We start from the raw sequence: 24,146 nt of genomic DNA, 5'->3' as shown, positions 1-24,146 counted from the left end.
GGCATGAAGCATTACAAGGACGCGGCGATCTTCCTGATCAGCCGGATGTTCTATGTCGACGGCATGACCGCCATCCTGATCTATGGCGGCATCTACGCCAGCGGGGTGATGGGCTGGGGCGCGCTGGAGATGCTGATGTACGGCATCATCCTCACCGTACTGGCGGTGCTGGGCGGCTTCGTCGGGCGCTGGCTGGACGCGGGGCTGGGACCGCGCCGGGCCGTGCAGTTGGAGATCTTCATGTCGCTGATCGGCATCATCGCCATCATCGGCATGGGGCCTGAGCAGATCCTCTATTTCTGGGCCCATGACCCCGCCGCCCACGCGCCCATGTGGAACGGGCCGTTCTTCCGCAGCCTGCCGGAGTGGATCTATCTGCTGATCGGCTTCTCCAACGCCATCTTCATCACCGCCCACTACGCCTCGAGCCGCACCCTGCTGGTGCGGCTGACCCCGCCGGAGCAGACCGGGGCCTTCTTCGGGGTCTATGCGCTGTCGGGCACGGCGACGATCTGGCTGGGCTCGTTCCTGGTCAATCTGGGCACCAATATCTTCCACAGCCAGCAGGGCGGCTTCGCCATGATCATCATCCTGCTGGCTGTCGGCTTCGTCGGCCTGCTGTTCGTGCGCGGAGGCGATCGCCGCATCTGACTTCCCCTCATGGCCGCTGAAGGAGTCCAAGGGTTGGAGCGCGATGGCCGCCGAAACCGGCTTCCACTTTCGGCTATCGCGCTCTAAGGGCCGCGCCATGCATTGCGTGGCCCAGCTCCGGACCTCCTGGCGCGACCCGGTCGAGGTGCTCTCGGCCTTCGCCGGGGAGCCGTGGGCGATCGGCTTCGTCTCTGGTGGCGGCGGCCCGAGGGGCCGCTGGTCCTATGTGGCCCGCGCGCCCGAAACGACTTTCGTGGGCGCGCCCGGCCGCGATCCCTTCGAGGGGCTGGCCGACCTGCTGGGTCCAACGGAGCCGAGCCTCGCCGACGGCCCGCCGTTCCAGGGCGGGGTGGCGGGCCTGGCCTGCTACGAACTGGGCGATGTGGTCGAACCGCTGGGCCTCAGCCGAACCGGGTGGCCCGATCTCGCCGCCGCCCGTTACCCGACCCTGCTGGCCTTCGACCATGAGCGGGGCGCGGTGGTGGCGGTGGGTCGCGGGGCCGACGCAGCGGCGGCGGAGGCCCAGGCCGCCCGCGCCCTGGCCTGGCTCGACCTGGCGCCCGTCGCGCCCGCCGGGGGCGTCCTGGCGCGGGGGCTCACCGCGTCCGATCCCGACGCCTACGAGGATGCGGTCGCCCAGGTGGTGGCCCGCATCCAGGCCGGGGAGATTTTCCAGGCCAATATCGCCCGGAGCTGGTCCGGGCGGCTGGCGCCGGGCGCCGCGCCCTTCGACCTGTTCGCGCGGCTGGCGGGGCAGAGCGCCGCGCCGTTCGCGGCCTATTTGCGCCTGCCGGGCCTGGCGGTGGTGTCCAACTCCCCCGAGCGGTTCCTGCAGGCGCGGGGCGGGATGGTGGAGACGCGGCCGATCAAGGGCACGCGCCCGCGCGGCCGCTCTGCCGACGAGGACGCTTGCCTGGCCCGCCAGCTTTCCGCCAGCGACAAGGACCGGGCCGAAAACCTGATGATCGTCGACCTGATGCGCAACGACCTGGCGCGGGTCTGCGTCCCCGGCAGCGTGCGGGTCCCGGAGCTGTTCGCCGTGGAGAGCTTCGCCAATGTCCACCACCTGGTCTCGACGGTGACCGGGCGGCTGGCGGCGGGACGAGGGGCGGTGGACCTGCTGCGCGCGGCTTTCCCGCCGGGTTCGATCACCGGGGCGCCCAAGGTCCAGGCCATGAAGGTGATCGCCGGGCTGGAGACCCCGCGCGGCCCCTATTGCGGCTCGCTGTTCTGGGCGGGGGTCGACGGGGCGCTGGATTCCAGCGTGCTGATCCGCACCGCGGGCTTTGTGGAGGACGGGCAGGGCTGGAGCGTCGAGGCGCGGGCGGGGGCGGGGATCGTCGCCGACTCCGATCCCCGAGCCGAGCGCCTGGAGACCGAGGCCAAGATCGCCGCCCTGCTGCGCGCCCTGGAGGGGACCGCCGCATGATTCCCTTCGACGATCGCGGTCTGCTGCTGGGCGATGGCCTGTTCGAGACTCTGCTGGCCAGGGACGGCGTGCTGGTCGACCTCGAGGCGCATCTGGACCGGCTGGCGGCCGGCTGCGCGACCCTGGGCCTGCCCACGCCCGACCGAGGCGAGGCCGAGCGGCTAATGCGACAGGCGATCGAGGGGGTGGAGGCGCCGCGCGCGGCGGTGCGGCTGACCCTTACGGCGGGCTCGGGCGGCCGGGGGCTGGACCGGCCGGAGGAGCCGGTTCCGAGGCTGTTCGCCAGCGCCGCGCCGTCGGCGGTCCCGGAGGGCCCAGCCCGGCTGATCCTGAGCACAGTGCGGCGCAATGAGGGCTCGCCGGCCTCGCGGCTGAAGACCCTGGCCTATCTCGACAACGTGTTGGCCCGCCAGGAGGCCCGCGCGCGTGGCGCCAACGAGGCGGTGATGCTCAACAACCGCGGCGAGGTCGCCTGCGCGGCGGCGGCGAACCTGTTTTGGGTGCGGGAGGGACGGTTGTTCACTCCGGCCCTGACTTGCGGCGTGCTGGCCGGCGTGATGCGGGCCCGCGTGATCGCGGCGGCGGCCGGGCTGGGCGTCGAGGTCGCGGAGACGGCGGCCGAGCCTGGCGAGCTCGACGCCGCCGAGGCGGTGTTCCTCACCAACAGCCTGGTCGGATTGCGGGAGGTCGCGGCGCTGGACGCCGTCGCCTACGGGCCGAGCCGGCTCGCCGAGCGCCTGGCGCGCGCCCTGGATTAGTTGGGGCGCAGCACCGCCACGTAGCCCCGCGGCCGGATATACATGGTGTGCGACATCTGGATGGGCTCAGGCATCATCTTCTGGAGCGGAGAATTGTACGTGTAACTGGTGTCGACGCGGACCACCCCGCTTCCGGGCACGACCCACGGCGCGGGGACCGAGGTAAGTGTGCCCGACAGCCCGGCCATCGATCCCTTGGCCTGCGACCAGACCACGGTCTGCTGGCTGTTGGCCTCGATCCGGATGCTGGTGACGCGGATGCTGAGCGAGTCGGTTGGCAGCGGCCGGAAGATCGCATTGGCGATGAGAAAGAGATCCTCAACATCGGCGGTGGTGATCTGCCCATCCTGGGCCACGATGTCGCCCACGGCCGTGGCCACGTGACCGGCGCGCCGGTTGGCCAGCATGCCTTGGCTGGACTCCACCAGGGCGTAGTAGAACAGGATCGCGACCGGCGCGATGAAGGCGAATTCGACGGCGGCCGATCCCCGCCGGTTGCGGATGAGACGTCTCAGCATGCCGCGCCTACCTCGTCCTGGTCCGGGTCATAGGGCTCGTTGCGGAAGGCCGAGGCGGAGACGATCAGCCGCTTGCCGCCGCCCATGTTCTCGAGCGCGGGGGTGAGCACCGGAGTGATCAGGTCCCACTGGTAGTAGACGCGCATCAGGACGATGTCCGTCGGTCCGCCCACCGACCAGCAGCGGTTTCCCTCCGGATCGAAGGTGGCCGGGGCCGCCGATAGCGAGGCGCCGGCGTCGGCGTAGTTGTTGAAGGTCTGGGACTCGACGATGATCCGATTGGCGCAACCGCCCTGCAGCCAGGTCATGTTGCGGCAGACCAGGGCCTTGAAGTCGTCCTTGCTGACCGCGCCGGCGCTCTGGAACTCGCCGGTGCGGACATTGCGCGCGGCGTATTCCACGGCGGTGTCGAGGGTGGCGGATATCAGCAGCACCATACCGATCTCGACCACGCCGAACAGCAGGGCCATGAAGGGAATGGCGATGATCGCGAATTCCACGGCGGTCGAGCCGCGCTTCTCGCGCGCCAGCCGCCTCAGGGCCGCGAAGGATTTGCTGACAAGGCGCGACATGACGTCCCCAGGTCTCCGAACCGGGGCAGTCTAGCGAAGTCTGGCTAACCGGAGGTTTAAGGCGAAGGCGGGGTCGCCGCCTTGGCCTTGCCATCCTCGGCGGGCTCTTTTTCGCAGGCCCCGGCGCAGGCGTAGCTGTCGACCTGGGCGCCGCGAATGACCGAGACGCGGCCGGAGTTCGGTCCTGAGACCACGACCTGTCGCTCCAGGACGGTGCGGCCCAGGGCGTCGATGACCAGCAGATTGGTGACCCCGTAGCCCTTGCCCAGGACCACGACGCTGCGTCCATCGATGACATTGACGTCGGCGATGCTGGGATTGCCGATCATCACATCTCGGGCGCCGGCGGGCAGCAGCAGGCGGGCGCTCTGGTGGATCGGCACCGAAAGGCTGGGCGCATCGGCCTGCGAGGCGGTCGCCAGGAGCGCCAGGCCGGCGGTGAGGCTGAGCAGAAGACGTCGCATGGGATCGCTGTCCGAAAAAAAATCGCACGGCGAGGCTGGGCTTGAATGGTCAAGAAAGACTGAATTTCCCTCCCTACGTGCGCGCGCGAGAATCATTATGTCAAAACGCCGATTCCGGGCGCTTTTGGACCTCATGGTTAACGGTTGATAACAGTAAACACAAGTAAACCATAGAAAGTTTTCAGCGAATACTCCGATGTTTACTCGCAATTAAGCGCGGTGAGCCAAATTGTCCCTGCGTTTCGGGGCGAGCAGGCCAATCGGGCTTGATCCCTCACCAGTCTGCTCGCAGCAACAAAGGAGATTGAGCATGTCTAAGTTTGTCACCCGCTTCCTGAAGGACGAATCCGGCGCCACGGCCATCGAGTATGGTCTGATCGCCGCCCTCATCGCCGTGGTGCTCGTGAGCGCCATGGGCCTGGTCTCGGGCTCGCTGAATACCCTGCTGGTCGGCATCAGCGGCGACCTGACCGACGCCGCCTCCTAAGGCGCGGAAGCACCAACTACGCGCCGCGGCGGCGAAAGCCGCCGCGGTTGCGTTTTGGGCAACGGCTCCCCCGGAGCAATCTCGATCCCGCCGTGGAGTGCGTCATGGCCTTCCTTCATCGGTTCCTGAAAGACCAGTCGGGCTCGAACGCCGTGGAATACGGCTTGATCGCCGCCCTGATCACGGTGACCCTGATCGGCGGCATGATGGCTATCAGCGCCAGCCTTACCGATGTCTTCGGCCAGGTGATCGGCGCGATGCCGCAGGACTGAAGCCACAGACCCCAGCCGGCGAGACTTCGCCGCCCCAACCCTCCGCAGCCGCGTCGCGAAAGCGCCGCGGCTTTTCGCATTTCAACGCTCCGTTCATCCGATTGGCGGACTCTGCGGGCTGTTCTTCGCCGCCAGGGTTCCTCGCGATGCCGCCGATCGTCCAAGCCGTGCTGCTGTTCGTGTTCCCGGCCCTGGTCATCGCCGCCGCCCTGCGCGACGTCACGACCTACACCATCCCCAACTGGATCTCGGGCGGGCTGATCCTGGCCTTCGTCCCGGCCGCCCTGGCTCTGGGCCTGCCGCTGGAGACCATCGGCCTGCACTTCGGCGTCGGCGCCGCGGCCCTGGTCGCCGCCATGGCCATGTTCGCCCTGGGCTGGATCGGCGGCGGCGACGCCAAGCTGTTCGCGGCCGCGGCGCTCTGGATGGGCTGGCCGGCGGTCGCCACCTTCATCTCGGTCACCGGGCTCGGCGGCGGCCTCCTGACCCTGGGCCTGCTTGGGCTGCGCACGCAGAGGCTCAGGGGCGTGGCTTCCATCGGACCGACCTGGCTCGGCCGCCTGGCGACGCCGGGCGAGAGCGTGCCCTACGGCGTGGCTATCGCGGCGGGCGCATTGGTCGCCTTTCCCGAGACCGCGCTGCTGACGGCCTTCCCGGGTCTGGGATGAGTTAAGGCCCCTTAGCCCGACGTTAACCATGGCGGGCCAATAGACGTGTAGCCGGCAGAAGGTCGGACATTCGAATCGCGGGCCTGGCGAACGCCGGGGACGCGTCGGTCGCCCGCCTTGCGGGAGTTTCGGGTAGTCGCATATGGGCGCCGTCCGCATCGCCATCCTCGCCGTCGCCGCGATCGCAGCGATCGCGCTCGCCTTCCTGGTGCGCGGCATGCTCGTTCCAAAGACGCCCCGCGCGCCGGTGATCGCCGCGGCTGCGCCCGCCAAACCCATGGCCCAGGTGCTGGTGGCCAAGCGCGACCTGCCCGTGGGCGCCCGTCTGGCCATCGCCGACATGAGCTGGCAGCCCTGGCCGGCCGACGCGCTCAATCCCGCCTTCGTGACCGATGGCGCGGCGCCCGCGCTGCCCGCCACGGGCGCCGACAAGGCGGTCAAGACCGCCGCCAAGGTGACAACCGACCTGATCCAGACCCAGGAGCCGATGCAGGCCTTCTCAGGCGCGATCGTCAAGGAAGTCATCCTCAAGGGCGAACCGATCATGGCCCGCAAGGTCGTCCGCGCCGGACAGAGCGGCTATATGGCCGTGGTCGTGGCGCCGGGCATGCGCGCCATGTCGGTCCCGATCAACGCCGAGACCGCCGCCGGCGGGTTCATCTTGCCCGGCGACCGGGTCGACGTCCTGCAGAGCCGCAAGGCCGCCGAGGGCGACGGCTTCATCACCGAGGTGCTGATGCGCAACCTGCGCGTCCTGGCCATCGACCAGGCCACCGCCCCGGGCAAGGATTCCAAGACCATCGTGGGGGCCGTGGCCACCCTCGAACTGCCGGCCTCCGACGTGGAGGTCCTGGCCCGGGGCAAGGCCCAGGGCGAGATGCAACTGGCGCTGCGCTCCTACGCCGATGCGGGCGGCGGGCCCGGGCGCGGCGGTCCCAGCCGATCCGGCGACGGGCTGCGGGTCTATCGCGGTGGTGCAGTTACGGAGGTTGTCGCCCAATGAGCCCGTCCCGAATCCTGCGGGCGCTGGCCCTGGCGGCCGCCACGGTCCTGGCGCCGCTGTCGCCGGCGTCGGCTCAGTCAGACCCGTTCGCCGCGGGTCTGGCGACCTCGGCGGCCGTGATGCGGGTCGACTTGGCCGGCCGCGGAAACAGCCAGTCGCTCAGCCTGCCGGTCGGCAAGTCCGCCGTCGTCGAGCTGCCGGTCGACGCGCGCGACGTGCTGGTGACCAATCCCGGCGTCGCCGACGCCATGCTGCGCACCCCGCGGCGGATCTTCATCCTGGGCCTCAAGACCGGCACCACGGACGCGGTGTTCTTCGACACGGCCGGCCGCCGCATCCTCAGCCTGGACATCCGGGTCGACCAGGATCCGAGCGCCGTCGCCCAGACGATCAACCGCCTGGTGCCCGGCGCTCATGTGCGGGTCGATGCAATGAACAGCAGCCTGATCCTGTCGGGTCAGGTCGCCAACCTGTCCGACGCCGACAAGGCCCTGCAGATCGCCCGCACCTCGGTTGAAAAGCCGGAGATGGTGCTGAACATGCTCAGCATCGCGGGCAAGGACCAAGTGATGTTGAAGGTCCGCATCGTCGAGATGCAGCGCAATGTCATCAAACAGCTTGGGTTCAATCTCGACGCGATCATCGGCGAACTGGGCGACGCGCAGTTCCTGTTCAGCAAGTCGGCGACCTTCGGCGTGAGCGGATCGCTCCTGGGCGGCGCCGCCGCGAGCGTCCGGGAAGTGGGCGGCAAGGTCCAAGGCGACGCAACGCTGCGCGCCTTCGAGCGCGTGGGCCTGGTCCGCACCCTGGCCGAGCCCAACCTGACCGCCGGCTCGGGCGAGTCGGCGCGATTCCTGGCTGGCGGCGAGTTCCCGGTGCCGGTGGCGCAGGACGACACCGGCGCGGTCACCATCGAGTTCAAGCCGTTCGGCGTGGGGCTCGGCTTCACCCCGGTGGTGCTGTCCTCCGGCCGTATCGCCCTGAAACTCTCCACCGAGGTTTCCGAACTGACCACCGAGGGCGCCTTCTCACTGTCGACGCCCGGCGCCTCCGCGGGCCTGACCATCCCGGCCCTGACGGTTCGCCGCGCAGAGACGTCCGTGGAGCTGCCCTCCGGCGGCTCGATGATGATCGCAGGACTTCTGCAGGAGAAGACCCGCCAGAACATCGACGCTCTGCCGGGCATGACCACGCTTCCGGTCCTGGGCGCCCTGTTCCGCTCCCGCGACTACCTCGCCGGCGAGACCGAGCTGGTGATCATCATCACGCCCTACCTCGTCGAGGCGACCAGCGCCGACCGCCTGCAGACCCCCGTGGACGGCATGCGCACGGCCGACGACGGCTCGACCCTGCTGATGGGCGCACTGACCAGGGCCTACAAGGCCAAGCCGCAGGCCGCCGCCGGCCGCACCTATCAGGGGCCCTATGGGTACGTGATCGAATGAGGTTCGCCCCGATGCATCGCTTCGTCGTCCTGGCCTCGTGCGCGGCCCTCTCGGCCTGCGCCAGCCTCCCGCTGCAGGAGCCGAGCGTGGCGTCCCAGTCCCGCACGCCCACCGAGCTTTGGAAGACGGAGATCACCTCCCAGCCGCACGAGATCGCGCTGGCGGTCCACGCCGCGGGCCTTTCGCCGACCCAGGCCGACGCGCTCGCCGCGTTCGTCTCCGAATGGCGCGAAGGCGAGGGCGGCGCCATCACCCTGCAGTCGCCCAGCGGCGGCCCCGATAGTTCGGCGGCCTTCCGCACCGCCGAGGGGGCGCGGAGCTTCCTGATCGGTCAGGGCGTCCGCGCCGAGCAGGTCCGTGTCGTCGGATACGACGCCAAGGGTGAGGCCCGCGCGCCGCTGCTGGTGGGCTATCTGCGCCACGCGGCGGCCATCCCCGATTGCGGCCGCTCATGGACCAGCATCTCCCACAGCATGCTGAACGAGGTGCAGCCCAATTTCGGGTGCGCCACCGTCGCCAACATGGCGGCCCAGATCGCCAATCCGGCGGACCTGAAGGGGCCGCGCGCCTCGACGCCGCCGGACGCCGGGCGCCGCGCCGACGTGCTGGCCAAGTACCGGAAAGGTGAGAACACCTCCACCCAGACGGACAAGCAGGCGACCGGCGTTGTCGCCCAGGCGGTGAAGTGATGCGGGGCCTGGTCTGATGAATCCGAAGTCGAGCCAAGACCCCTTCGACCTGGATTACGAGGCGGTCGACGAATTCGCAGCCGCGCCGGCCGACGCCTGGCGCGAGTCGTCCCCGGCACTCGCCGACGAAGAGACCGACCCGTTCGCGCCCGCCTCGAAGGCCACCCAGGCGATGGGCGGGCCGCAGATCGAGACCGGCGAACCGGCGCGCCCGGCGGTCGCCAATCCGGTGCACGAGATGCTGGCCGGCGCGGAGGCGGCGTTCGGCGAGACCCTGCTGCCGCGGATCACCATCCACATCTTCTGCGCCACGCCGGAAACCGCCGAGCTCGCCGACCGGGCGGCCGAGGACCGCCGGATGGAGCGGACCACGGTGGTGACCCGCATGGGCGGCCTCGCCGCGGCGGTCGACAACTACCAGAACCAGGCCACGCCCTCGCTGGTGTGGGTCGAGTGCCTGGACTCCGCCGCCGAGTTGCTCACCCTGCTGGACCGGCTGGCCCAGGTCTGCGATCCGGGCACCAAGGTCGTGCTGATCGGCTCGGCCAACGACATCGCCCTCTATCGCGAGCTGATGCGCCGCGGGGTGTCGGAATATCTGGTGCCGCCGCTCAGCCCGCTGCAGATGGTCCGCACCGTGGCCGGGCTCTATGCCGATCCCTCCGCCCCCTTCGTCGGCCGCCAGATCGCCTTCTGCGGCGCCAAGGGCGGGGCCGGGACCTCGACCCTGGCCCACAACGTCGCCTATTCGATCACCGAGCGCCTGCAGACCGGCGCGGTCCTGGTCGACCTGGACCTGGCCTTCGGCACCGCCGGCCTCGATTTCAACCAGGACCCGATCCAGGGCATCGTCGACGCCCTGTCGCAGCCGGATCGCCTGGACCCCGTCCTGATGGACCGGATGATGGCCCGCTGCACCGATCGGCTATCCCTGTTCGCCGCCCCGGCCACGCTCGAGGCCGACTACGAGATCGGACCCGAGGCCTTCGAGGAGGTCACCCAGAAGATCCGCGGCGCGGCGCCCTTCGTGGTCCTGGACCTGCCCCACGTCTGGACGGCCTGGAAGCGCAAGATCCTGTTGACCTCGGACGACCTGGTGATCGTGGCCACGCCGGACCTGGCCTCGCTGCGCAACGCCAAGAACATGGTCGACCTGGTCCGCCGCGCGCGGCCCAACGACGCCCCGCCGCGTCTGGTGCTGAACCAGGTCGGCGTGCCGGGCCGCCCGGAAATCCCGGTCAAGGACTTCGGCGAGGCGCTCGGCCTGACGCCCACCCTCTGCCTGCCGTTCGACCCAAAGCTGTTCGGCCAGGCGGCCAACAACGGCCAGATGGTCTGCGAGGTGGGCCCGAAGTCGCGCTCGGCCGAGGGCATCGACCACCTGGCCCAGCAGATCGCCCGCCGCGACCCGCCGGCGGTCCAGAAGACCTCGCTGCTCTCCAGCCTGCTCAAGCGGAAGTAGCATGTTCGGCAAGCGTCCCACCGACGGCGAAGCGCCGCGGCTCCGACCGACCCCCCCGCCCCCCACGGCGGGCGAGGGCGCGCCGATCGCGACGCGACCGCAACGCATCGACCCCGCGGCTGGACCGGCCCCGGCGTCCGCCGCGCCGCAGGCTCCCATTCCCATTCCCACCAAGGCCGAGCGCGCCGCCCAGGGCGCCGGGCCGAAGTCGACCCTGGCCTTCGAACAGCTCCGCGCCGCCCAGGGCCCCGCGCCGGCCACCCAGGTGGTCCGCGAGCAGTCCGACTATTACCACGCGACGAAGACCACGATCTTCAACGCCCTGATCAACACCATCGACCTGGCCCAGCTGGCCCAGCTGGACGTCAAGCAGGCGGGGGAGGAGATCCGCGACATCGTCGCCGAGCTGGTGGCGATCAAGAACGTCTCCATGTCGGTGGTCGAGCAGGACCAGCTGGTCCAGGACATCATCAACGACGTGCTCGGCTATGGGCCGCTGGAGCCCCTGCTGGCCCGCGACGACATCGCCGACATCATGGTCAACGGCGCCAGCCGGGTGTTCATCGAAGTCGCCGGCAAGGTCCAGCTGACCAATGTCCGGTTCCGCGACAACGCCCAGCTGATGAACATCTGCCAGCGGATCGTCAGCCAGGTCGGCCGCCGGGTCGACGAAAGCTCGCCGATCTGCGACGCGCGCCTGCCGGACGGCTCCCGCGTGAACGTGATCTCGCCGCCGCTGTCGCTGGACGGGCCCACGCTCACCATCCGGAAGTTCAAGAAAGACAAACTGACCATGAAGAACCTGGTGGAGTACGCCTCCATCAGCCCGGAAGGGGCGCGGGTCCTGGGGGTGATCGGCGCCTGCCGATGCAACCTGATCATCTCCGGCGGGACGGGCTCGGGGAAGACCACCCTGCTCAACACGCTCACCGCCTTCATCGACCCCACCGAGCGGGTCGTGACCTGCGAGGACGCCGCCGAGCTGCAGCTGCAGCAGCCGCACGTGGTGCGCCTGGAGACCCGGCCGCCGAACCTGGAAGGCCAGGGCCAGATCACCATGCGCGACCTGGTCAAGAACTGCCTGCGGATGCGTCCGGAACGCATCATCGTCGGCGAAGTCCGCGGCCCCGAGGCCTTCGACCTGCTGCAGGCCATGAACACCGGCCACGACGGCTCCATGGGCACCCTGCACGCCAACAGCCCGCGCGAGGCCATCAGCCGGATGGAATCGATGATCACCATGGGCGGCTACGGCCTGCCCTCGCGGACCATCCGCGAGATGATCGTGGGTTCGGTGGACGTGATCATCCAGGCCGCCCGCCTGCGCGACGGCTCGCGCCGGATCACCCACATCACCGAGGTGGTGGGGCTGGAAGGCGAGGTGATCATCACCCAGGACCTGTTCGTCTACGAGATCACCGGCGACGACGCCGACGGCAGGGTGGTGGGCCGCCACCGTTCGACCGGCATCGCCCGGCCGCGGTTCTGGGACCGCGCCCGCTATTACGGCCTGGAGCGTGAGCTCGCCGAAGCCCTCGACGCGTCGGAATAGGCATGGGATCGACCCTCGCCACCCTGCTGATCGCCGTCCTCGGCTTCATCACGGTCGCGGGCCTGGGCCTCGCCCTGGCCGGCGGCGACAATGGCCAGGCCAAGACCGTCAAGCGCGCCCAGGCCCTTGTGAGCGCCGAATCCCGCCCGGGCGGCCGGCGGCGTCCGGCCGTGAGCGCCCAGGACCAGCGCCGCCGCCAGATCCTCAAGACCCTGCGCGACCAGGACCGCCAGCAGAAGAAGGCGACGCTCAGCATCGGCGCCAAGATGCAGCAGGCGGGGCTCGGCGATAATGTCCGCAATTTCTGGATCGCCAGCGGCGTGGTCGGAGTCGTGGTGCTGCTGGTGGTCATCCTCCTGCGTCAGTCGCCGCTTATCGGCCTGGGCCTGGCCTTCGCGGCCGGCTTCGGCCTGCCGCGCTGGGTGCTGGGGTTCCTGGCCGCCCGACGCGTCAAGAAATTCACCGAGGCGTTCCCGGACGCCATGGACATCATCGTCCGCGGCATCCGGTCGGGCCTGCCCGTGCACGACAGCCTGCGGGTCATCGCCCGCGAAACGGCCGAACCCATGGCCGGCCAGTTCAACCGCCTGGTCGAGGGCATCGGCATGGGGGTCTCGATGGACCAGGCCCTGGAGAAGATGTTCGAGCAGATGCCGACGCCGGAGGTGCGGTTCTTTGCCATCGTCCTGGCCATCCAGGCCAAGACCGGCGGCAACCTGGCCGAGGCCCTGGGCAACCTCTCCACCGTGATCCGCGCCCGCAAGCTGATGCGCGAGAAGATCAAGGCGCTGTCGGGGGAGGCCGTGGCCTCGGCCTTCATCATCGGCTCGCTGCCGCCCGGCGTCATGGCCCTGATCAGCATGACCGCGCCGGAATACATGAAGCCGCTGTTCACCGACCCCCGCGGCCACATGATGCTGCTGGCCGGCGCCGTCTGGATGTCGATCGGCATCTTCGCGATGCGCAAGATGATCAACTTCAGGATCTAGGGAGCGAGCGTGGACCTGGTCAGCACCATCGTCGATCCCGACAACCTGCTGGCGGCTTTCGTCGCCGTGGTTTGCTTCGCGACGATCGTCACCATCGCCATGCCGATGATGACCCGCAACAGCCTGGAGACCCGGCTGAAGTCGGTCTCGAGCCGGCGCGAGGAGCTGCGGCGCAAGTCACGCGAGGCGCTGGCCGCCAAGAACAACACCGGCCAGAGCAGCCTGCGGCACATCGACGAGGGCCTCTACAAGAAGGTGGTGGAGCGCCTGCAGCTCTCGCGCCTGCTGGAGGACCCCCAGGTGGTCGACAAGCTGGCCCAGGCCGGCTACCGCGGTCCTCGACCGGTCTCGACCTTCTATTTCTTCCGGTTCGTCCTGCCCTTCGTGTTCGCCGCGGCGATCGGGTTCTACCTGTTCGTGATCAAGGACTTCGGCCTGCCGACCCTGACCCGGGCGGCGTTCTCGATCGGTGGCCTGACGCTCGGCTACTACGCGCCGAACGTCTATATCTCCAACGTCGCCACCAAGCGGCGCGAGTCGATCGTCGGCGCCTTCCCCGACGCGCTCGACCTGCTGCTGATCTGCGTGGAGAGCGGCATGTCCATCGAGGCCGCGATCCAGAAGGTGGCCGCCGAAATCGGCTCGACCTCCATCGAGCTGGCCGAGGAGCTCACCCTCCTGACGGCGGAGATTTCCTATCTTCCTGAACGACGCCAGGCCTATGAAGGCCTAGCCAAGCGGACCAACCATCCCGGCATCCGGTCGGTGACCACGGCCATGATCCAGGCCGAACGCTACGGCACGCCGCTGGGCACGGCCCTGCGGGTCATGGCCAAGGAGAACCGCGACATGCGCCTGGCCTCCGCCGAGAAGAAGGCCGCTCAGCTGCCGGCCAAGCTGACCGTGCCGATGATCGTGTTCTTCCTGCCGGTGCTGTTCGTGGTCATCCTCGGCCCGGCGGTGATGAAGGTGACCGACATGATGGGCGAGAACCCCAACATATCCCGGCCCCACTAGAGAAAAATCCGATCTAATTGGATCGAATTTTTCTCAAACCTCTTTGAATTTAGACCATTTTCTTCGCCGAACCGGCGTCCACTTCGGCGGAAAATGGTCTAGGCGAGCGGTCCGCCGGCGATGGTGATGCGGTGCATGAGCCGCCGCTGGCCCTGATAGTCGTTCATAGCGTGGTGCCAGGTGGCGCGGTTGTCCCAGATGGCCATCGAGCCCGGCGCCCACTTGAAGCGGTGGACGAACTGCGGCTTGACCGCGTGCTGGTAGAGATAGGCCAGCAGCGCCATGCTCTCCTCCCGGCTCCAGCCCTCGAAGCCCACCGTGAAGGCCGGGTTCACATAGAGCGCCTTGCGACCGCTGCCGGGGTGGACGATCACCACCGGATGCACGGCGCTGGGATTGTCGGCATGGCCGGCGAGGTGGGCTTGATCGGTCATCCCGTAGACGCCCTTGGACCCGTAGATGTGCTCGGAAGCGTGGACGGCGCGCAGGCCCGACAGGGTCGCCTTCAGCCCGTCCGACAGGGCCTCATAGGCGGCGTACATGTCGGCGAACAGGGTGTCGCCGCCCTCCGGCGGGGTCTCCACCGCCAGCAGGACCGAGCCCATGGCCGGCGCCTGGTCGTAGCTGTGGTCGGTGTGCCAGCCGCCGCCGATATTGGTGGTCTGGGTTTCCGTCTTCTCGACCTTGGCGATCTGCGGATAGCGCTCCGAGGGCGGGAAGTAGCGGTTGACCACGATCGGCCCGATCCGCTCGGCGAAGGCGATATGCTCCTCGGGCGTCAGGTGCTGGCCGTGCAGGAAGGCGACGCCGCGCCGATAGACGGTGTCGCGGATCAGGTCGATCTCGGTGTCGCTGGCCCGGGCCGCGGCCATATCGGCGATCTCGGCCCCGCAGCCTTCGGTGTCCTGGACGATGGCGGTCATGTTCGCCTCCCTGGCGTTTGTCTGTTGGCGCCAGTCTAGGGTCGCGATCGCGCAAGTTTGTAACCTGAGTTACAATCACGCCATGACTTCGGACTCCGAGAAGGCTCTCGACCTGCTGACCGCCTCGCGCTGGCTGGCCCCGTATCCGCCGGGCCTCGCCCAGGCCCTGGTGCAGGAGGGCGGCCTGGCGCGGCTCGCCGCCGGCCGCTGGGCCCAGGCCGAGGGAGACGAGGAGACCGGCCTGATGGTGGTGGTCGAGGGCGCGGTCGACCTCTACTGCCAGGCGCCCGGCGACCGGGAGGTGCGGGTCGGCCATGCCGCGGCGGGCGCGGCGCTGGGCCAGGCCATGCGCTTCGGCGGCGGCCCGCGCCTGGCCACCGCCGTCTGCGCCGAGGCGAGCCTGATCCTGCGGGTCTCCGACGCGGGACTGGAGCGGATCGCCCGCGAGCGGCCCGACATCTGGCGGGCGGTGGCGGCCCTGGTCTATCTGCAGCTCCGCAGCGCCTTGCAGATGGCCGCCGAGATCGCCACCCTGCCGCCGCGCCAGCGGATCGCCGCGCGCCTGCTGGCGCTGACCAGGTCGCGGCCCGACCCGAGCGTCCTGAACCTCAACCAGCAGGCGTTGGCCGAACTGGTCGGCCTGACGCGCAAGACCGTGAACGGCCACCTGGCTGCGTTCCGGCGGGAGGGGCTGGTGGCGTTGGAGTACGGCCGGATCGGGCTGCTCGACCCGCGGCGGTTGCAGCTGGTCGCGGACAGCTAGGGCGCCAACTCTTGGAGGCCCAGCCAACCAAGACGAGAGGTCGGCGATGGATTAGGCAAGCCCGAATCTCCGCTAGGTCACGCGCCGCTGTATGGCCGGTGGACTGTCCGCCACGATGTATGTTGAAGGACATGGCCGCCTTCGCGCCATGGCGAACCCTTTGTCGACGTTTGCTAAGCTTCTGCCCGTCGTGAGATTCCCGCACAGGAGGCAACGCATGGATGAAGCCGTGAGCCTAAGGGTCGCCGACAAGGCAGACGCCGACGCGATAGGCGCGCTGACCCGCGAGGCCTACGCGAAGTGGGTGGAGGTGATTGGCCGCGAGCCTTTGCCGATGACGGTCGACTATTCGGACGCGCTCAGAAAGCACCGGTTTGACCTGCTTCATGTCGGCCGCCATCTGGCCGCCCTGATCGAGACAGTTCCGGAGCGCGACCACCTTCTGATTGTGAACGTCGCCGTTCGTCCGGCTTTCCGGGGGCGGGGCTTCGGCGTCAAGCTGCTGAAAACGGCGGACGAGCTGGCCGCGTCCTCAGGGCTCATGGGGACCCGACTCTACACCAACAAGCTCTTCACGGAGAATCTTCGCCTCTATTCCTCACTCGGCTACCAGGTGGAGCGGGAAGAGGAGCTCAATGGCGGCATCGCAGTCCATATGCTGAAAGTGCGCGCCTAGCCCTACTGCGGCCGGCCGACATCCTGCCAGGAGCGGCCCGCCGGCGCGGTGGCGGTGGCGGTGGCCGCGCGTAGCCAGGCCATGTTGTTGGCGACCAGCTCAGGGGGCAGGTCCTGGCGAGCCAGCTTCTCGGCCTCGTCCAGGCGGCCTTGCAGGCCGAGCACCAGGGCCAGGTTCTGGCGCACGGCCATGGGGGCGCCGGGGCGGGCGACGGCCTTGCGCAGCAGGGCTTCGGCCTCCGCCGACTGGCCGTGGCTGGCCTGGAACAGGGCGAGGTTCGAGATGGCCGAGGGGTTGTCCGGGGCGAGGCTGAGCGCCAGGCGGTGGGCCGCCAGGGCCTCCTCGTCGCGCTGGGCCTGTTCGTAGGCGACGCCCAGCAGGGACGGCGGGCGCCAGTCGCGGGGAGCCAGTTGCTGCGCCCGCCGCGCGGGGTCGATGGCGTAGAAGCCCTGGCCGCGGCCGACATGCGACTTGGCGAGCTCCATCAGGGCGTCGGCGTTGTCGGGCTGGACGGCCAGGGTCCGGCCGATGGCGGCGATGGCGTCGTCGTAGCTGCCCATGGTGCGCAGGGCCAGCGAGAGTTGGACGCCGGCCTCGGCGTCGGCGGGATCGACGTCCAGCTCGCGGGCCCAGAAGGCGGCGCGGGCCAGGGGGTCCATCCGCGCGACGGCGGCGCGCTCGGCCGGCGTGGCCTTGCGGCGCGGCGCGGGGGCGGCGGCCACCTCGCTCTTCGCGTCGGTCTTGGCGGCGACCGGAGCGGCCGCAGGCTTGGCCTTGGACCAGGGCAGGGCGCCGGCCGGCGATCCGGACGCAAGGGCCAGGCCCAGGGCGGTTGCGGCGAGCGCCGACATGCGACACATGATTTCACGGGCTCCGGATGACTGGCCGCCAGTCTCCCCCGCCCGCTTAAAGGAAGCGTTAAGCATAAGCGCGCTCAGTGCCGGGCGCCGGAGAGCGTCATGACCGAAGTCGTCGTCGAGCACACGCAGGGCGCGGCCGTTCCCGTCCACGCCCTCTACGAGAAGGATCTGGAAGGGTTCCTCGACGGTCGCCGAGCCTTTGTGAAGGCGTTCGCCGAGATGTCCGAGTTCAAGGCCAAGGCCGGTCAGGCCCTGGTGGTCCCCGACACCGCTGGCGGCCTGGACCGGGTGCTGTTCGGCCTGGGCGCATCCGCCGACCCCATGACCTTCCGCGCCCTGCCGGCCCGGCTGCCGGCCGGCGATTTCCGCATCGCCTCAGCCCCGCCGGGGTTCGCCCCCGACCTGATCGCGCTCGCCTTCGCGCTGGGGAGCTACCGCTTCGACCGGTACAAGAAGAAGGGCTCGCCGCAGCCGCGCCTGGTGGTCGATGGCGTCGACATGACCGAGGTCCGCAGCATCTCCCACGCCTGCGCCCTGGCCCGCGATATGATCAATACCCCGCCCAACGACCTGGGCCCGCTGCAGATCGAGACCATTGCCCGCGAGATCGCCGAACAGCACGGGGCGGGGATCACGGTGATCACGGGCGAGGGCTTGCTGGAAGCCAACTACCCCGCCATCCACGCGGTCGGCCGCGCGGCGGTGGACGCCCGCGGCCCGCGGATGATCGAGATCGACTGGGGCGAGGCCGGCAAGCCGCTGATCGCCCTGGTGGGCAAGGGCGTGGTGTTCGACACCGGCGGGCTGGACATCAAGCCCTCGGCCGGCATGCGCAACATGAAGAAGGACATGGGCGGGGCGGCCCACGTGCTGGCCCTGGCCCGGATGATCATGGCCGCCAAGCTGCCGGTGCGGCTGGCGGTGCTGATTCCGGCGGTGGAGAACGCCATTTCCGGCGACGCCATGCGGCCCGGCGACATCCTGGACAGCCGCAAGGGCCTGACCATCGAGGTGGGCAACACCGACGCCGAGGGCCGGCTGATCCTGGCCGACGCGCTCACCCGCGCCGCCGAGTTGGAGCCTGCGCTCACCCTGGACCTTGCCACCCTGACCGGGGCGGCGCGCGCGGCGCTCGGCCCGCAACTGCCCCCGTTCTACACCGACGACGAGGCGCTGGCCGGCCAGATCGAGAGCGCCATGGCGCAGGTGTCCGACCCCATGTGGCGCATGCCCCTGTGGAAGGGCTATGTCGACGCCCTGGACAGCGACGTGGCCGACATCAAGAACGACCCGGACGGCTGGGCCCAGGCGGGTTCGGTGACCGCCGCGCTCTTCCTGCAGCGGTTCGCGCCCACCGGTCCGTGGGCTCATTTCGACATCTTCGCCTGGAACCCGCGCGGCCGGCCCGGCTTCAGCTCGGGCGCCGAAGCCCAGGCGATCCGCGCCCTCTACCAGATGATCCGGGACCGCTTCGCATGAGCCTCGATCCGCGCGTGACCCCCGCCCGCGACGACCTGGCCAGCCGCGCCCTGGAGGGGGTGGTCGCGGCCAAGGCCTATGCCGATCCCCGGGCCATGACGGTCATCGTCCCGGCCGCCGCCTTGCGCCGCGCGGCCGACCCCTGGTCGGAGCAGGTCGACCAGGTGCTGTTCGGCGAAGTGTTCGACGTGCTGGAGGAGGCCGACGGCTACGCCTGGGGCCAGGCGCGGCGCGACGGCTATGTGGGCTTCGTGGAGACCGGCACCCTGGCCCCGGCCGGGCCGGCGCCCAGCCATCGGGTCACGGCGATCCGCACCTACGCCTTCACCGAACCCAGCATCAAGTCCCGCGCCCTGGGGCCCTATTCGATCAATTCTCTGGTGGCCATCGAGGCGCGCGAGGGCCGGTTCGCCAAGGCGGCCAATTCCGGCTGGTTCGTCGAGGCGCACCTGGCGCCCATCGGCATGTTCGAAACCGACCCGGTGGCGGTGGCCGAACGGTTTCTGGGCGCGCCCTATCTCTGGGGCGGGCGCGAGAGCCTGGGGGTCGACTGTTCGGGCCTGGTGCAGCAGGCGCTGCTCGCTTGCGGCAAGGCCTTCCCGCGCGATACCGACCAGCAGGAAGCCGTCGGCGAGGCGGTAGAGACCCTGGCGCGGGGCGACCTGGTGTTCTGGACCGGCCACGTGGCGATGATGCTGGACGAAACGCGGATCATCCACGCCAACGCCTTCCACATGGCCACGGCCATCGAGCCCCTGGCCCAGACCCGCGCGCGCTACCTGGCGAACGGTGTGGGTGAGCCAACGGCGTATCGTCGGGTTTGACTTCAATATCCTTCTCCCCTTGCGGGAGAAGGTGGCCCCGCGAGAGCGGGGTCGGATGAGGGGTCGAAAGCCCTATCCGCCTGATAGCTGAGTTAAAGAGTGCGCCGATGCCAATCGGCCAGATCTGAGAGACCCCTCATCCGTCAGGCTTCGCCTGCCACCTTCTCCTGCAAGGGGAGAAGGGCGCATGCGTCTGGCCCTAGTGAACGAGTTCGCCGCCCTTCCTGGCGGGGGCGGCGGCCTGAGCGGCCGGGGTCACCGGGATGGCGGCGGCGTTGGCCGGAGCGCCGGCCGGAGCCGCGGTCGGAGCGCCAGCCTCGGCTGGAGCCGCGCCTTCAGCCGCGGGAGCCGCGGCGACGACCGGGTTCGGCGCCGGAATCGGCAGGTTCGAGCCCTGGGCGTTGAGATAGGCGATGAGGTTGATGCGCTCTTCCGGCTTCTTCAGGCCGACGAAGGTCATCTTGGTGCCGGCGATGTGCTTCTGAGGCGCCTTGAGGAACTCGGAGAGGTCGGCGAACTGCCAGGTCCCCACCGCGCCGCCATGCTCGGTCATGCCCGAGGAGTAGGCGAAGCCCGCGTGCGCGCCGGGCTTCTTGCCCAGGACGCCGTTCAGGTTCGGGCCGGTGCCGTTCGGGCCGCCGGCCTCGATGGTGTGGCAGGACTTGCACTTAGCGAACACCGCCTCGCCGGCCTTGAGGTCGGCGGTCGGCAGGACGCTGCCCCAGTCGATCGGCGCTTCGGCGGTCGCGCCGCCGCCGGTGTCTTCCACCACGGCGATCGCATAGCCGGGTTTCTCGACTTCGTGGGTGGCGAACACGCCGGTGGAAATTTCGCGAAGGCCGACAATGGCCAGACCGGTCGCCAGCACAGCGCCGGCGACTTTGTTGAACGTTAGGTCGCTCATAGTCCTGAAATCGGCCCTCTTATCGGCCGGCCCGAAAGCCGACGTAAGCGCGGGAATCCCCGCCCCTTATTGCGCCCGGCTCTCTTACACGCTACCGCCGCCCGCGCAACCGGCCAGTTGGTCGCTCATGGACGCACATGAACCCGATCGTCCTGATCCCCGCGCGGATGGCCGCCACGAGGCTGCCCGGCAAGCCCTTGGCGGATATCGAAGGCGTGCCGATGATCGTCCGTGTGCTGCGCCAGGCGCAGGCCGCCGGCGTCGGCCCCGTGGCCATCGCCGCAGGCGACGCGGCGATCGTCGAGGCGGTGCGCGCGGCGGGCGGTGAGGCGGTGCTGACCGATCCGGACCTGCCTTCGGGCTCGGACCGAATCGTCGCGGCGCTGAACGTGCTGGACCCGCGGGGGCGCCACGACGTGGTGATCAACCTGCAGGGCGACATCCCCTTCCTGGCGCCGTCGGTGGTCGAGGCGACCGCGCGCCTGCTGGCCGAGCGGCCGGAATGCGACCTCTCCACGGTGATGGTCGCGGAATCGGATCTGGCCGAGCGCAGCAATCCCGACATCCCCAAGGTGGTGGCCGCCATGGCGCCGGACGGGCGCAGCGGCCGGGCGCTCTACTTCACCCGCTCGGTGCTCTATGGCGACGCGCCGGTCTGGCTGCACCACGGGGTCTATGGCTATCGGCGCGAGGCGCTGGAGCGGTTCACGCAGAGCCCACCCTCGCCGCTGGAGCTGCGCGAGCGACTGGAGCAGCTGCGCGCCCTGGAGATGGGCATGACCATCTGGGCGGCGGTCATCGACGAAGCCCCGATCTCGGTGGATAACCCGGCCGACCTCGAACGGGCGCGCCAGTATGCAAGGCAGTACGCAAGGATGAACCCATGACCAAGGGACGGATCGCCTTCCAGGGCGAGCTCGGCGCCAACAGCCATGAGGCCTGCGTCGCGGCCTTTCCCGAGATGGAGCCGGTCCCGCACGCCACCTTCGAGGAGGCCTTCGAGGCGGTGAAGTCGGGCGACTGCCAGCTCGGTATGATCCCGGTGGAGAACTCCATCGCCGGGCGGGTGGCCGACGTGCACCACCTGCTGCCCTCGTCGGGCCTGAAGATCGTCGGCGAGCGGTTCAAGCCGATCCACTTCCAGCTGATGGCCAATCCGGGCGTGAAGCTGGAGGACCTCAAGACCGTGGCCTCCATGCCCATCGCGCTGGTCCAGTGCCGCAAGACCATCCGTCGGTTGAAGCTGAAGACCGAGGCCGTGGGCGACACGGCGCTCGCCGCCAAGCTGCTGGCGGCCCAGCCCGATCCGACCCGGGCGGCGATCTCGCCGGCGCTCGCCGCCGAGCTCTATGGCCTGGAGATCCTGGCCCGGGACATCGAGGACGAGCACCACAACACCACCCGCTTCCTGGTGATGACCGCCGACAAGAATCCGCCGCCGCCGCCCTTCACCACCCCCTGCGTGACCAGCTTCGTGTTCCGGGTCCGCAACATGCCCGCGGCGCTGTACAAGGCCATGGGCGGCTTCGCGACCAACGGGGTCAACATGACCAAGCTGGAGAGCTACATGGAGAACGGGGCCTTCACGGCGACCTTCTTCTACGCCGAGGTCGACGGGCGTCCGGAGGACCGCGGCCTGGCGCTGGCCTTCGAGGAACTGCAGTTCTTCTCCGAGCAGTTCGCGATCATGGGCATCTATCCGGCCGACCCGTTCCGGTCACGCGGCTAGATGAAGATCGTCCAAATCGACGCCGCGGACTGCCCGACCGTCAAGGCCTTCACGACGCAGCTGAAGGAGGCCATCCAGGCCCTGCCGGGACACGGCGGCAGCATCCCGGCCTTCGTCGATTCGATGATCTGGGGGACCGGAGTGAGCGATCTCGTCCCGCCCTATACAATCAAGGTCACGGGCAAGCTCGACCGCGAGGTCGGCCGCTTCGCCCGCGAGCTCTCCGACGCCCTGGAGGCGGCCCGCACCGACCGGCGGACCCGCAAGGGCGAGGATATCCCGGTGGTGCTGGAGATCGGGCGGAGGTAGGCACCCGTGTTGCCGAAGGTCGGTCATAGCCCGAAGGCGTCGCGAATTTTCTCGGCGTTCTCGAGCGGAGTCGTCGCGCTGGTGTCGAGCTCCAGATCGTAGGCGATGTCGCGGTGAACCCGATCGTACTGCCAACGCGCCAAGCCTATTTCCCGGTCTCCCCGCGCGCGCTCCCGCGCTTCGAGCACCTCAAGGGGCGCGAAGAGGCCCACAAGACGCACGGCGTGTCCTGACAAAATGCGGCGGTACTCGGCTGCTTCGCCCTGTCCGATCATCACATCATCGACGACGAGGTTGTTGCCCTGCGCCGCCATGGCGGCGATGGCGTGCCGCTCCCTCGCATGGCGCGCTCGAGGACACCGCCCGTCCTGATGACCACGGAGGGCTTGCCTTGGTCCTGGACGGTTTCGAAGACCAGCCCCTCAGGATGGCCGAACATCGCCGCCGGCAGCATCTCGACGAAGGCGTCCATGGCGACGTGCAGAAACGGCTCTGCGGTGACTGTCTGAAGCGCCCGAGCCGTCGAGCTTTTGCCGACGCTGCCGACGCCGTTGATGATGATGACGTGCGGTCGCGGCGCTGACATGCGCGCCGCTATGACTGATGTCAGCGCCCTCGCCAAGAGGTGCTAGTCTTCCTCCGCCCAGGCCTTCAGTAGCTGGTGGGCGATGGCCATGCCGCCTGGCGCGTTGACCCCGTCGCCCTTGCCGGCCAGCACGTCGCGGGCCTCGGCTTTGGTGAACCAGCGGACCTCGGAGAGCTCGGTCTGGTCGGGGGTGGCGTCGTCGTCCTCCACCTGGGCGATCAGGCCGATCATCAGCGAAGACGGATAGGGCCAGGGCTGGGTGGAGTGGTAGCGGACGCTGAGCGTCTTCAGCCCCGCCTCCTCGTGCAGTTCGCGGGCGCAGGCCTCCTCGATGCTCTCGCCCGGCTCCAGGAAGCCGGCCAGGGCGGAGAACATGCCCTTGGGCCAGATCTCCTGGCGACCCAGCATGCAGCGCTCGCCATGGACAGCCAGCATGATCACCACCGGGTCTGTGCGCGGGAAGTGTTCGGCCTTGCAGGCGGGGCAGGCCCGCTTCCAGCCGCCTTCCACCACATCGGTCTGTTCGCCGCAGGCCGAGCAGTGGCGGTGGCGGCGGCGCCACTCGAACATCTGCTTGGAGGTGGCCATGATCGCCGCGTCGGTGGGCGGCAAGCGCAGGGCCACAGCCCGCAGGTCCTCGAATCGCCCCAGGCCTGACAGAGGGCCGTCGGCGGGATCGGCCCCGCCTTCCAGGTCGACGGCGAAGACCGCGGTCTCCTGCCACAGCCCCAGGAACAGCAGGCGCTCGGCGCCGCCGGAAAGCTCCTCGGCCATCCTGGCCGGCAGGTAGGCGATCTGCAGGCCGCCGTCCTTGGCGGTCTCCACGAAGGGCTTTCCGTTCCAGATCGCCACGGCGAGCGATTCGTCGGAACGGAGCTGTTCGGTCAACCAGGCGACATCGGTTCGCTTCTCGCTGGCGCGGTTCAGCGGGTTGCCGGCGAAGGTGTTTTGGAAGGCTGAAAGAGGCATGCGAGGCGTTGTAGCTGCGCCAGCGCTTGCGCGCGACCCTCAAGGCCGCGATATAGGGGGTGGAGATCGGCGACGGGCGGACGCCTCGCCAACCCGGTCAGGTCCGGAAGGAAGCAGCCGCAACGAGTTTCGCTCCGGGTCGTCGTTC

At 69.3% G+C, this 24,146-nt stretch carries 29 protein-coding genes and 1 other RNA gene; 21 read left to right on the top strand and 9 right to left on the bottom strand.

What is annotated here, in order from left to right:
• From Q8Q88_RS05310 to Q8Q88_RS05300, 3 genes are all read left to right on the top strand, one after another.
• Nucleotides 1-651, top strand: a 651-nt coding sequence (locus Q8Q88_RS05310; RefSeq protein ID WP_305674158.1) for an MFS transporter, incomplete at its 5' end; no start/stop codon positions are given.
• 97 nt (nt 652-748) lie between these two features.
• Nucleotides 749-2,080: an aminodeoxychorismate synthase, component I gene (gene pabB / locus Q8Q88_RS05305; protein WP_305674160.1), complete on the top strand. Its 1,332-nt coding sequence runs from the start codon at nt 749-751 to the stop codon at nt 2,078-2,080.
• The gene (locus Q8Q88_RS05300) at nt 2,077-2,838 is read left to right on the top strand and encodes an aminotransferase class IV (protein WP_305674157.1); all 762 of its coding nucleotides are present in this window, start codon (nt 2,077-2,079) and stop codon (nt 2,836-2,838) included. The genes pabB and Q8Q88_RS05300 overlap by 4 nt, the downstream gene beginning before the upstream one ends.
• Here the strand turns inward: Q8Q88_RS05300 and Q8Q88_RS05295 are convergent.
• The 3 genes from Q8Q88_RS05295 to Q8Q88_RS05285 are packed head-to-tail and all read right to left on the bottom strand — an operon-like array spanning nt 2,835 to nt 4,392.
• Nucleotides 2,835-3,356: a TadE/TadG family type IV pilus assembly protein gene (locus Q8Q88_RS05295; protein ID WP_305674156.1), complete on the bottom strand. Its 522-nt coding sequence runs from the start codon at nt 3,354-3,356 to the stop codon at nt 2,835-2,837. The genes Q8Q88_RS05300 and Q8Q88_RS05295 overlap by 4 nt on opposite strands.
• Nucleotides 3,350-3,928 carry a TadE/TadG family type IV pilus assembly protein gene (locus tag Q8Q88_RS05290; protein WP_305674155.1) on the bottom strand — a complete coding sequence of 193 codons (579 nt, stop codon included), beginning with the start codon at nt 3,926-3,928 and terminating at the stop codon, nt 3,350-3,352. The genes Q8Q88_RS05295 and Q8Q88_RS05290 overlap by 7 nt, the downstream gene beginning before the upstream one ends.
• A gap of 56 nt (nt 3,929-3,984) precedes the next feature.
• Nucleotides 3,985-4,392 (bottom strand): pilus assembly protein N-terminal domain-containing protein, encoded by a 408-nt coding sequence (locus Q8Q88_RS05285; protein WP_305674154.1) that lies wholly within the window; start codon nt 4,390-4,392, stop codon nt 3,985-3,987.
• A gap of 310 nt (nt 4,393-4,702) precedes the next feature.
• On the opposite strand from Q8Q88_RS05285, the gene Q8Q88_RS05280 reads away from it, so the two are divergent.
• The 10 genes from Q8Q88_RS05280 to Q8Q88_RS05235 all read left to right on the top strand — a co-directional run bounded on the left by Q8Q88_RS05280 (nt 4,703) and on the right by Q8Q88_RS05235 (nt 13,976).
• On the top strand, nt 4,703-4,879 hold the full coding sequence (locus tag Q8Q88_RS05280; RefSeq protein ID WP_305674153.1) for a Flp family type IVb pilin: 177 nt from the start codon (nt 4,703-4,705) through the stop codon (nt 4,877-4,879).
• Between the two features lie 104 nt (nt 4,880-4,983).
• Nucleotides 4,984-5,151, top strand: coding sequence for a Flp family type IVb pilin (locus Q8Q88_RS05275; RefSeq protein WP_305674152.1), 168 nt, complete (start codon nt 4,984-4,986; stop codon nt 5,149-5,151).
• A 146-nt stretch (nt 5,152-5,297) separates the two neighbouring features.
• The gene (locus Q8Q88_RS05270) at nt 5,298-5,819 is read left to right on the top strand and encodes a prepilin peptidase (protein WP_305674151.1); all 522 of its coding nucleotides are present in this window, start codon (nt 5,298-5,300) and stop codon (nt 5,817-5,819) included.
• A gap of 142 nt (nt 5,820-5,961) precedes the next feature.
• Complete coding sequence (gene cpaB, locus Q8Q88_RS05265) at nt 5,962-6,822, top strand: Flp pilus assembly protein CpaB (RefSeq protein ID WP_305674150.1); 861 nt, start codon at nt 5,962-5,964, stop codon at nt 6,820-6,822.
• On the top strand, nt 6,819-8,267 hold the full coding sequence (locus Q8Q88_RS05260) for a type II and III secretion system protein family protein (protein WP_305674149.1): 1,449 nt from the start codon (nt 6,819-6,821) through the stop codon (nt 8,265-8,267). Before cpaB ends, Q8Q88_RS05260 begins: the two co-directional genes overlap by 4 nt.
• Before the next feature lie 11 nt (nt 8,268-8,278).
• Nucleotides 8,279-8,956 (top strand): CpaD family pilus assembly protein, encoded by a 678-nt coding sequence (locus Q8Q88_RS05255; protein ID WP_305674148.1) that lies wholly within the window; start codon nt 8,279-8,281, stop codon nt 8,954-8,956.
• A 16-nt stretch (nt 8,957-8,972) separates the two neighbouring features.
• A complete protein-coding gene (locus Q8Q88_RS05250) occupies nt 8,973-10,418 on the top strand; it encodes a CpaE family protein (RefSeq protein ID WP_305674147.1) in 1,446 nt (481 codons plus the stop codon).
• A 1-nt stretch (nt 10,419) separates the two neighbouring features.
• The gene (locus tag Q8Q88_RS05245; RefSeq protein ID WP_305674146.1) at nt 10,420-11,970 is read left to right on the top strand and encodes a CpaF family protein; all 1,551 of its coding nucleotides are present in this window, start codon (nt 10,420-10,422) and stop codon (nt 11,968-11,970) included.
• A 2-nt stretch (nt 11,971-11,972) separates the two neighbouring features.
• Nucleotides 11,973-12,959 (top strand): type II secretion system F family protein, encoded by a 987-nt coding sequence (locus tag Q8Q88_RS05240; protein WP_305674145.1) that lies wholly within the window; start codon nt 11,973-11,975, stop codon nt 12,957-12,959.
• A gap of 9 nt (nt 12,960-12,968) precedes the next feature.
• Nucleotides 12,969-13,976, top strand: coding sequence for a type II secretion system F family protein (locus tag Q8Q88_RS05235; protein WP_371129810.1), 1,008 nt, complete (start codon nt 12,969-12,971; stop codon nt 13,974-13,976).
• Between the two features lie 98 nt (nt 13,977-14,074).
• On the opposite strand, the gene Q8Q88_RS05230 is transcribed toward Q8Q88_RS05235, so the two are convergent.
• The gene (locus tag Q8Q88_RS05230; protein WP_305674144.1) at nt 14,075-14,899 is read right to left on the bottom strand and encodes a TauD/TfdA family dioxygenase; all 825 of its coding nucleotides are present in this window, start codon (nt 14,897-14,899) and stop codon (nt 14,075-14,077) included.
• Between the two features lie 82 nt (nt 14,900-14,981).
• Between Q8Q88_RS05230 and Q8Q88_RS05225 the strand changes: the two genes are divergently transcribed.
• Together Q8Q88_RS05225 and Q8Q88_RS05220 are read left to right on the top strand one after the other, a co-directional pair.
• The gene (locus Q8Q88_RS05225) at nt 14,982-15,662 is read left to right on the top strand and encodes a Crp/Fnr family transcriptional regulator (protein WP_305674143.1); all 681 of its coding nucleotides are present in this window, start codon (nt 14,982-14,984) and stop codon (nt 15,660-15,662) included.
• A 217-nt stretch (nt 15,663-15,879) separates the two neighbouring features.
• A complete protein-coding gene (locus tag Q8Q88_RS05220; protein ID WP_305674142.1) occupies nt 15,880-16,338 on the top strand; it encodes an N-acetyltransferase in 459 nt (152 codons plus the stop codon).
• A 2-nt stretch (nt 16,339-16,340) separates the two neighbouring features.
• Here Q8Q88_RS05220 and Q8Q88_RS05215 read toward each other — a convergent pair whose 3' ends face one another.
• The gene (locus tag Q8Q88_RS05215) at nt 16,341-17,198 is read right to left on the bottom strand and encodes a tetratricopeptide repeat protein (RefSeq protein WP_305674141.1); all 858 of its coding nucleotides are present in this window, start codon (nt 17,196-17,198) and stop codon (nt 16,341-16,343) included.
• 99 nt (nt 17,199-17,297) lie between these two features.
• On the opposite strand from Q8Q88_RS05215, the gene Q8Q88_RS05210 reads away from it, so the two are divergent.
• Complete coding sequence (locus Q8Q88_RS05210) at nt 17,298-18,677, top strand: M17 family metallopeptidase (protein WP_305674140.1); 1,380 nt, start codon at nt 17,298-17,300, stop codon at nt 18,675-18,677.
• Nucleotides 18,674-19,501 (top strand): NlpC/P60 family protein, encoded by an 828-nt coding sequence (locus Q8Q88_RS05205; protein WP_305674139.1) that lies wholly within the window; start codon nt 18,674-18,676, stop codon nt 19,499-19,501. The genes Q8Q88_RS05210 and Q8Q88_RS05205 overlap by 4 nt, the downstream gene beginning before the upstream one ends.
• 199 nt (nt 19,502-19,700) lie before the next feature.
• On the opposite strand, the gene Q8Q88_RS05200 is transcribed toward Q8Q88_RS05205, so the two are convergent.
• Nucleotides 19,701-20,405, bottom strand: coding sequence for a cytochrome c family protein (locus Q8Q88_RS05200; protein WP_305674138.1), 705 nt, complete (start codon nt 20,403-20,405; stop codon nt 19,701-19,703).
• Nucleotides 20,406-20,542: 137 nt separating this feature from the next.
• Here Q8Q88_RS05200 and Q8Q88_RS05195 point away from each other — a divergent pair, with 137 nt between their 5' ends.
• Genes Q8Q88_RS05195 through Q8Q88_RS05185 form a run of 3 tightly spaced genes read left to right on the top strand, consistent with a single transcriptional unit; the run spans nt 20,543 to nt 22,443 of the window.
• A complete protein-coding gene (locus Q8Q88_RS05195) occupies nt 20,543-21,292 on the top strand; it encodes a 3-deoxy-manno-octulosonate cytidylyltransferase (RefSeq protein ID WP_305674137.1) in 750 nt (249 codons plus the stop codon).
• Nucleotides 21,289-22,134, top strand: a complete 846-nt coding sequence (locus Q8Q88_RS05190) for a prephenate dehydratase (protein WP_305674136.1) — start codon at nt 21,289-21,291, stop codon at nt 22,132-22,134. The genes Q8Q88_RS05195 and Q8Q88_RS05190 overlap by 4 nt, the downstream gene beginning before the upstream one ends.
• On the top strand, nt 22,135-22,443 hold the full coding sequence (locus tag Q8Q88_RS05185) for a hypothetical protein (RefSeq protein WP_305674135.1): 309 nt from the start codon (nt 22,135-22,137) through the stop codon (nt 22,441-22,443). It begins immediately after the preceding gene.
• Between the two features lie 23 nt (nt 22,444-22,466).
• On the opposite strand, the gene Q8Q88_RS05180 is transcribed toward Q8Q88_RS05185, so the two are convergent.
• The 3 genes from Q8Q88_RS05180 to nudC are packed head-to-tail and all read right to left on the bottom strand — an operon-like array spanning nt 22,467 to nt 23,998.
• Nucleotides 22,467-22,757 (bottom strand): hypothetical protein, encoded by a 291-nt coding sequence (locus Q8Q88_RS05180; RefSeq protein WP_305674134.1) that lies wholly within the window; start codon nt 22,755-22,757, stop codon nt 22,467-22,469.
• Nucleotides 22,718-23,029, bottom strand: a complete 312-nt coding sequence (locus Q8Q88_RS05175; RefSeq protein WP_305674133.1) for a hypothetical protein — start codon at nt 23,027-23,029, stop codon at nt 22,718-22,720. The genes Q8Q88_RS05180 and Q8Q88_RS05175 overlap by 40 nt, the downstream gene beginning before the upstream one ends.
• Nucleotides 23,030-23,071: 42 nt before the next feature.
• Nucleotides 23,072-23,998 (bottom strand): NAD(+) diphosphatase, encoded by a 927-nt coding sequence (gene nudC / locus Q8Q88_RS05170; RefSeq protein WP_305674132.1) that lies wholly within the window; start codon nt 23,996-23,998, stop codon nt 23,072-23,074.
• Nucleotides 23,999-24,059: 61 nt separating this feature from the next.
• Between nudC and ffs the strand changes: the two genes are divergently transcribed.
• Nucleotides 24,060-24,146: signal recognition particle sRNA small type (gene ffs, locus Q8Q88_RS05165), an RNA gene on the top strand; the annotation flags it as partial.

The sequence above is a fragment of the Phenylobacterium sp. genome, assembly GCF_030697925.1.
Taxonomy (GTDB): Bacteria; Pseudomonadota; Alphaproteobacteria; order Caulobacterales; family Caulobacteraceae; genus Phenylobacterium.
Note: the sequence above shows the minus strand (reverse complement) of the source record. Positions and strands in the feature narration are given on the sequence as shown.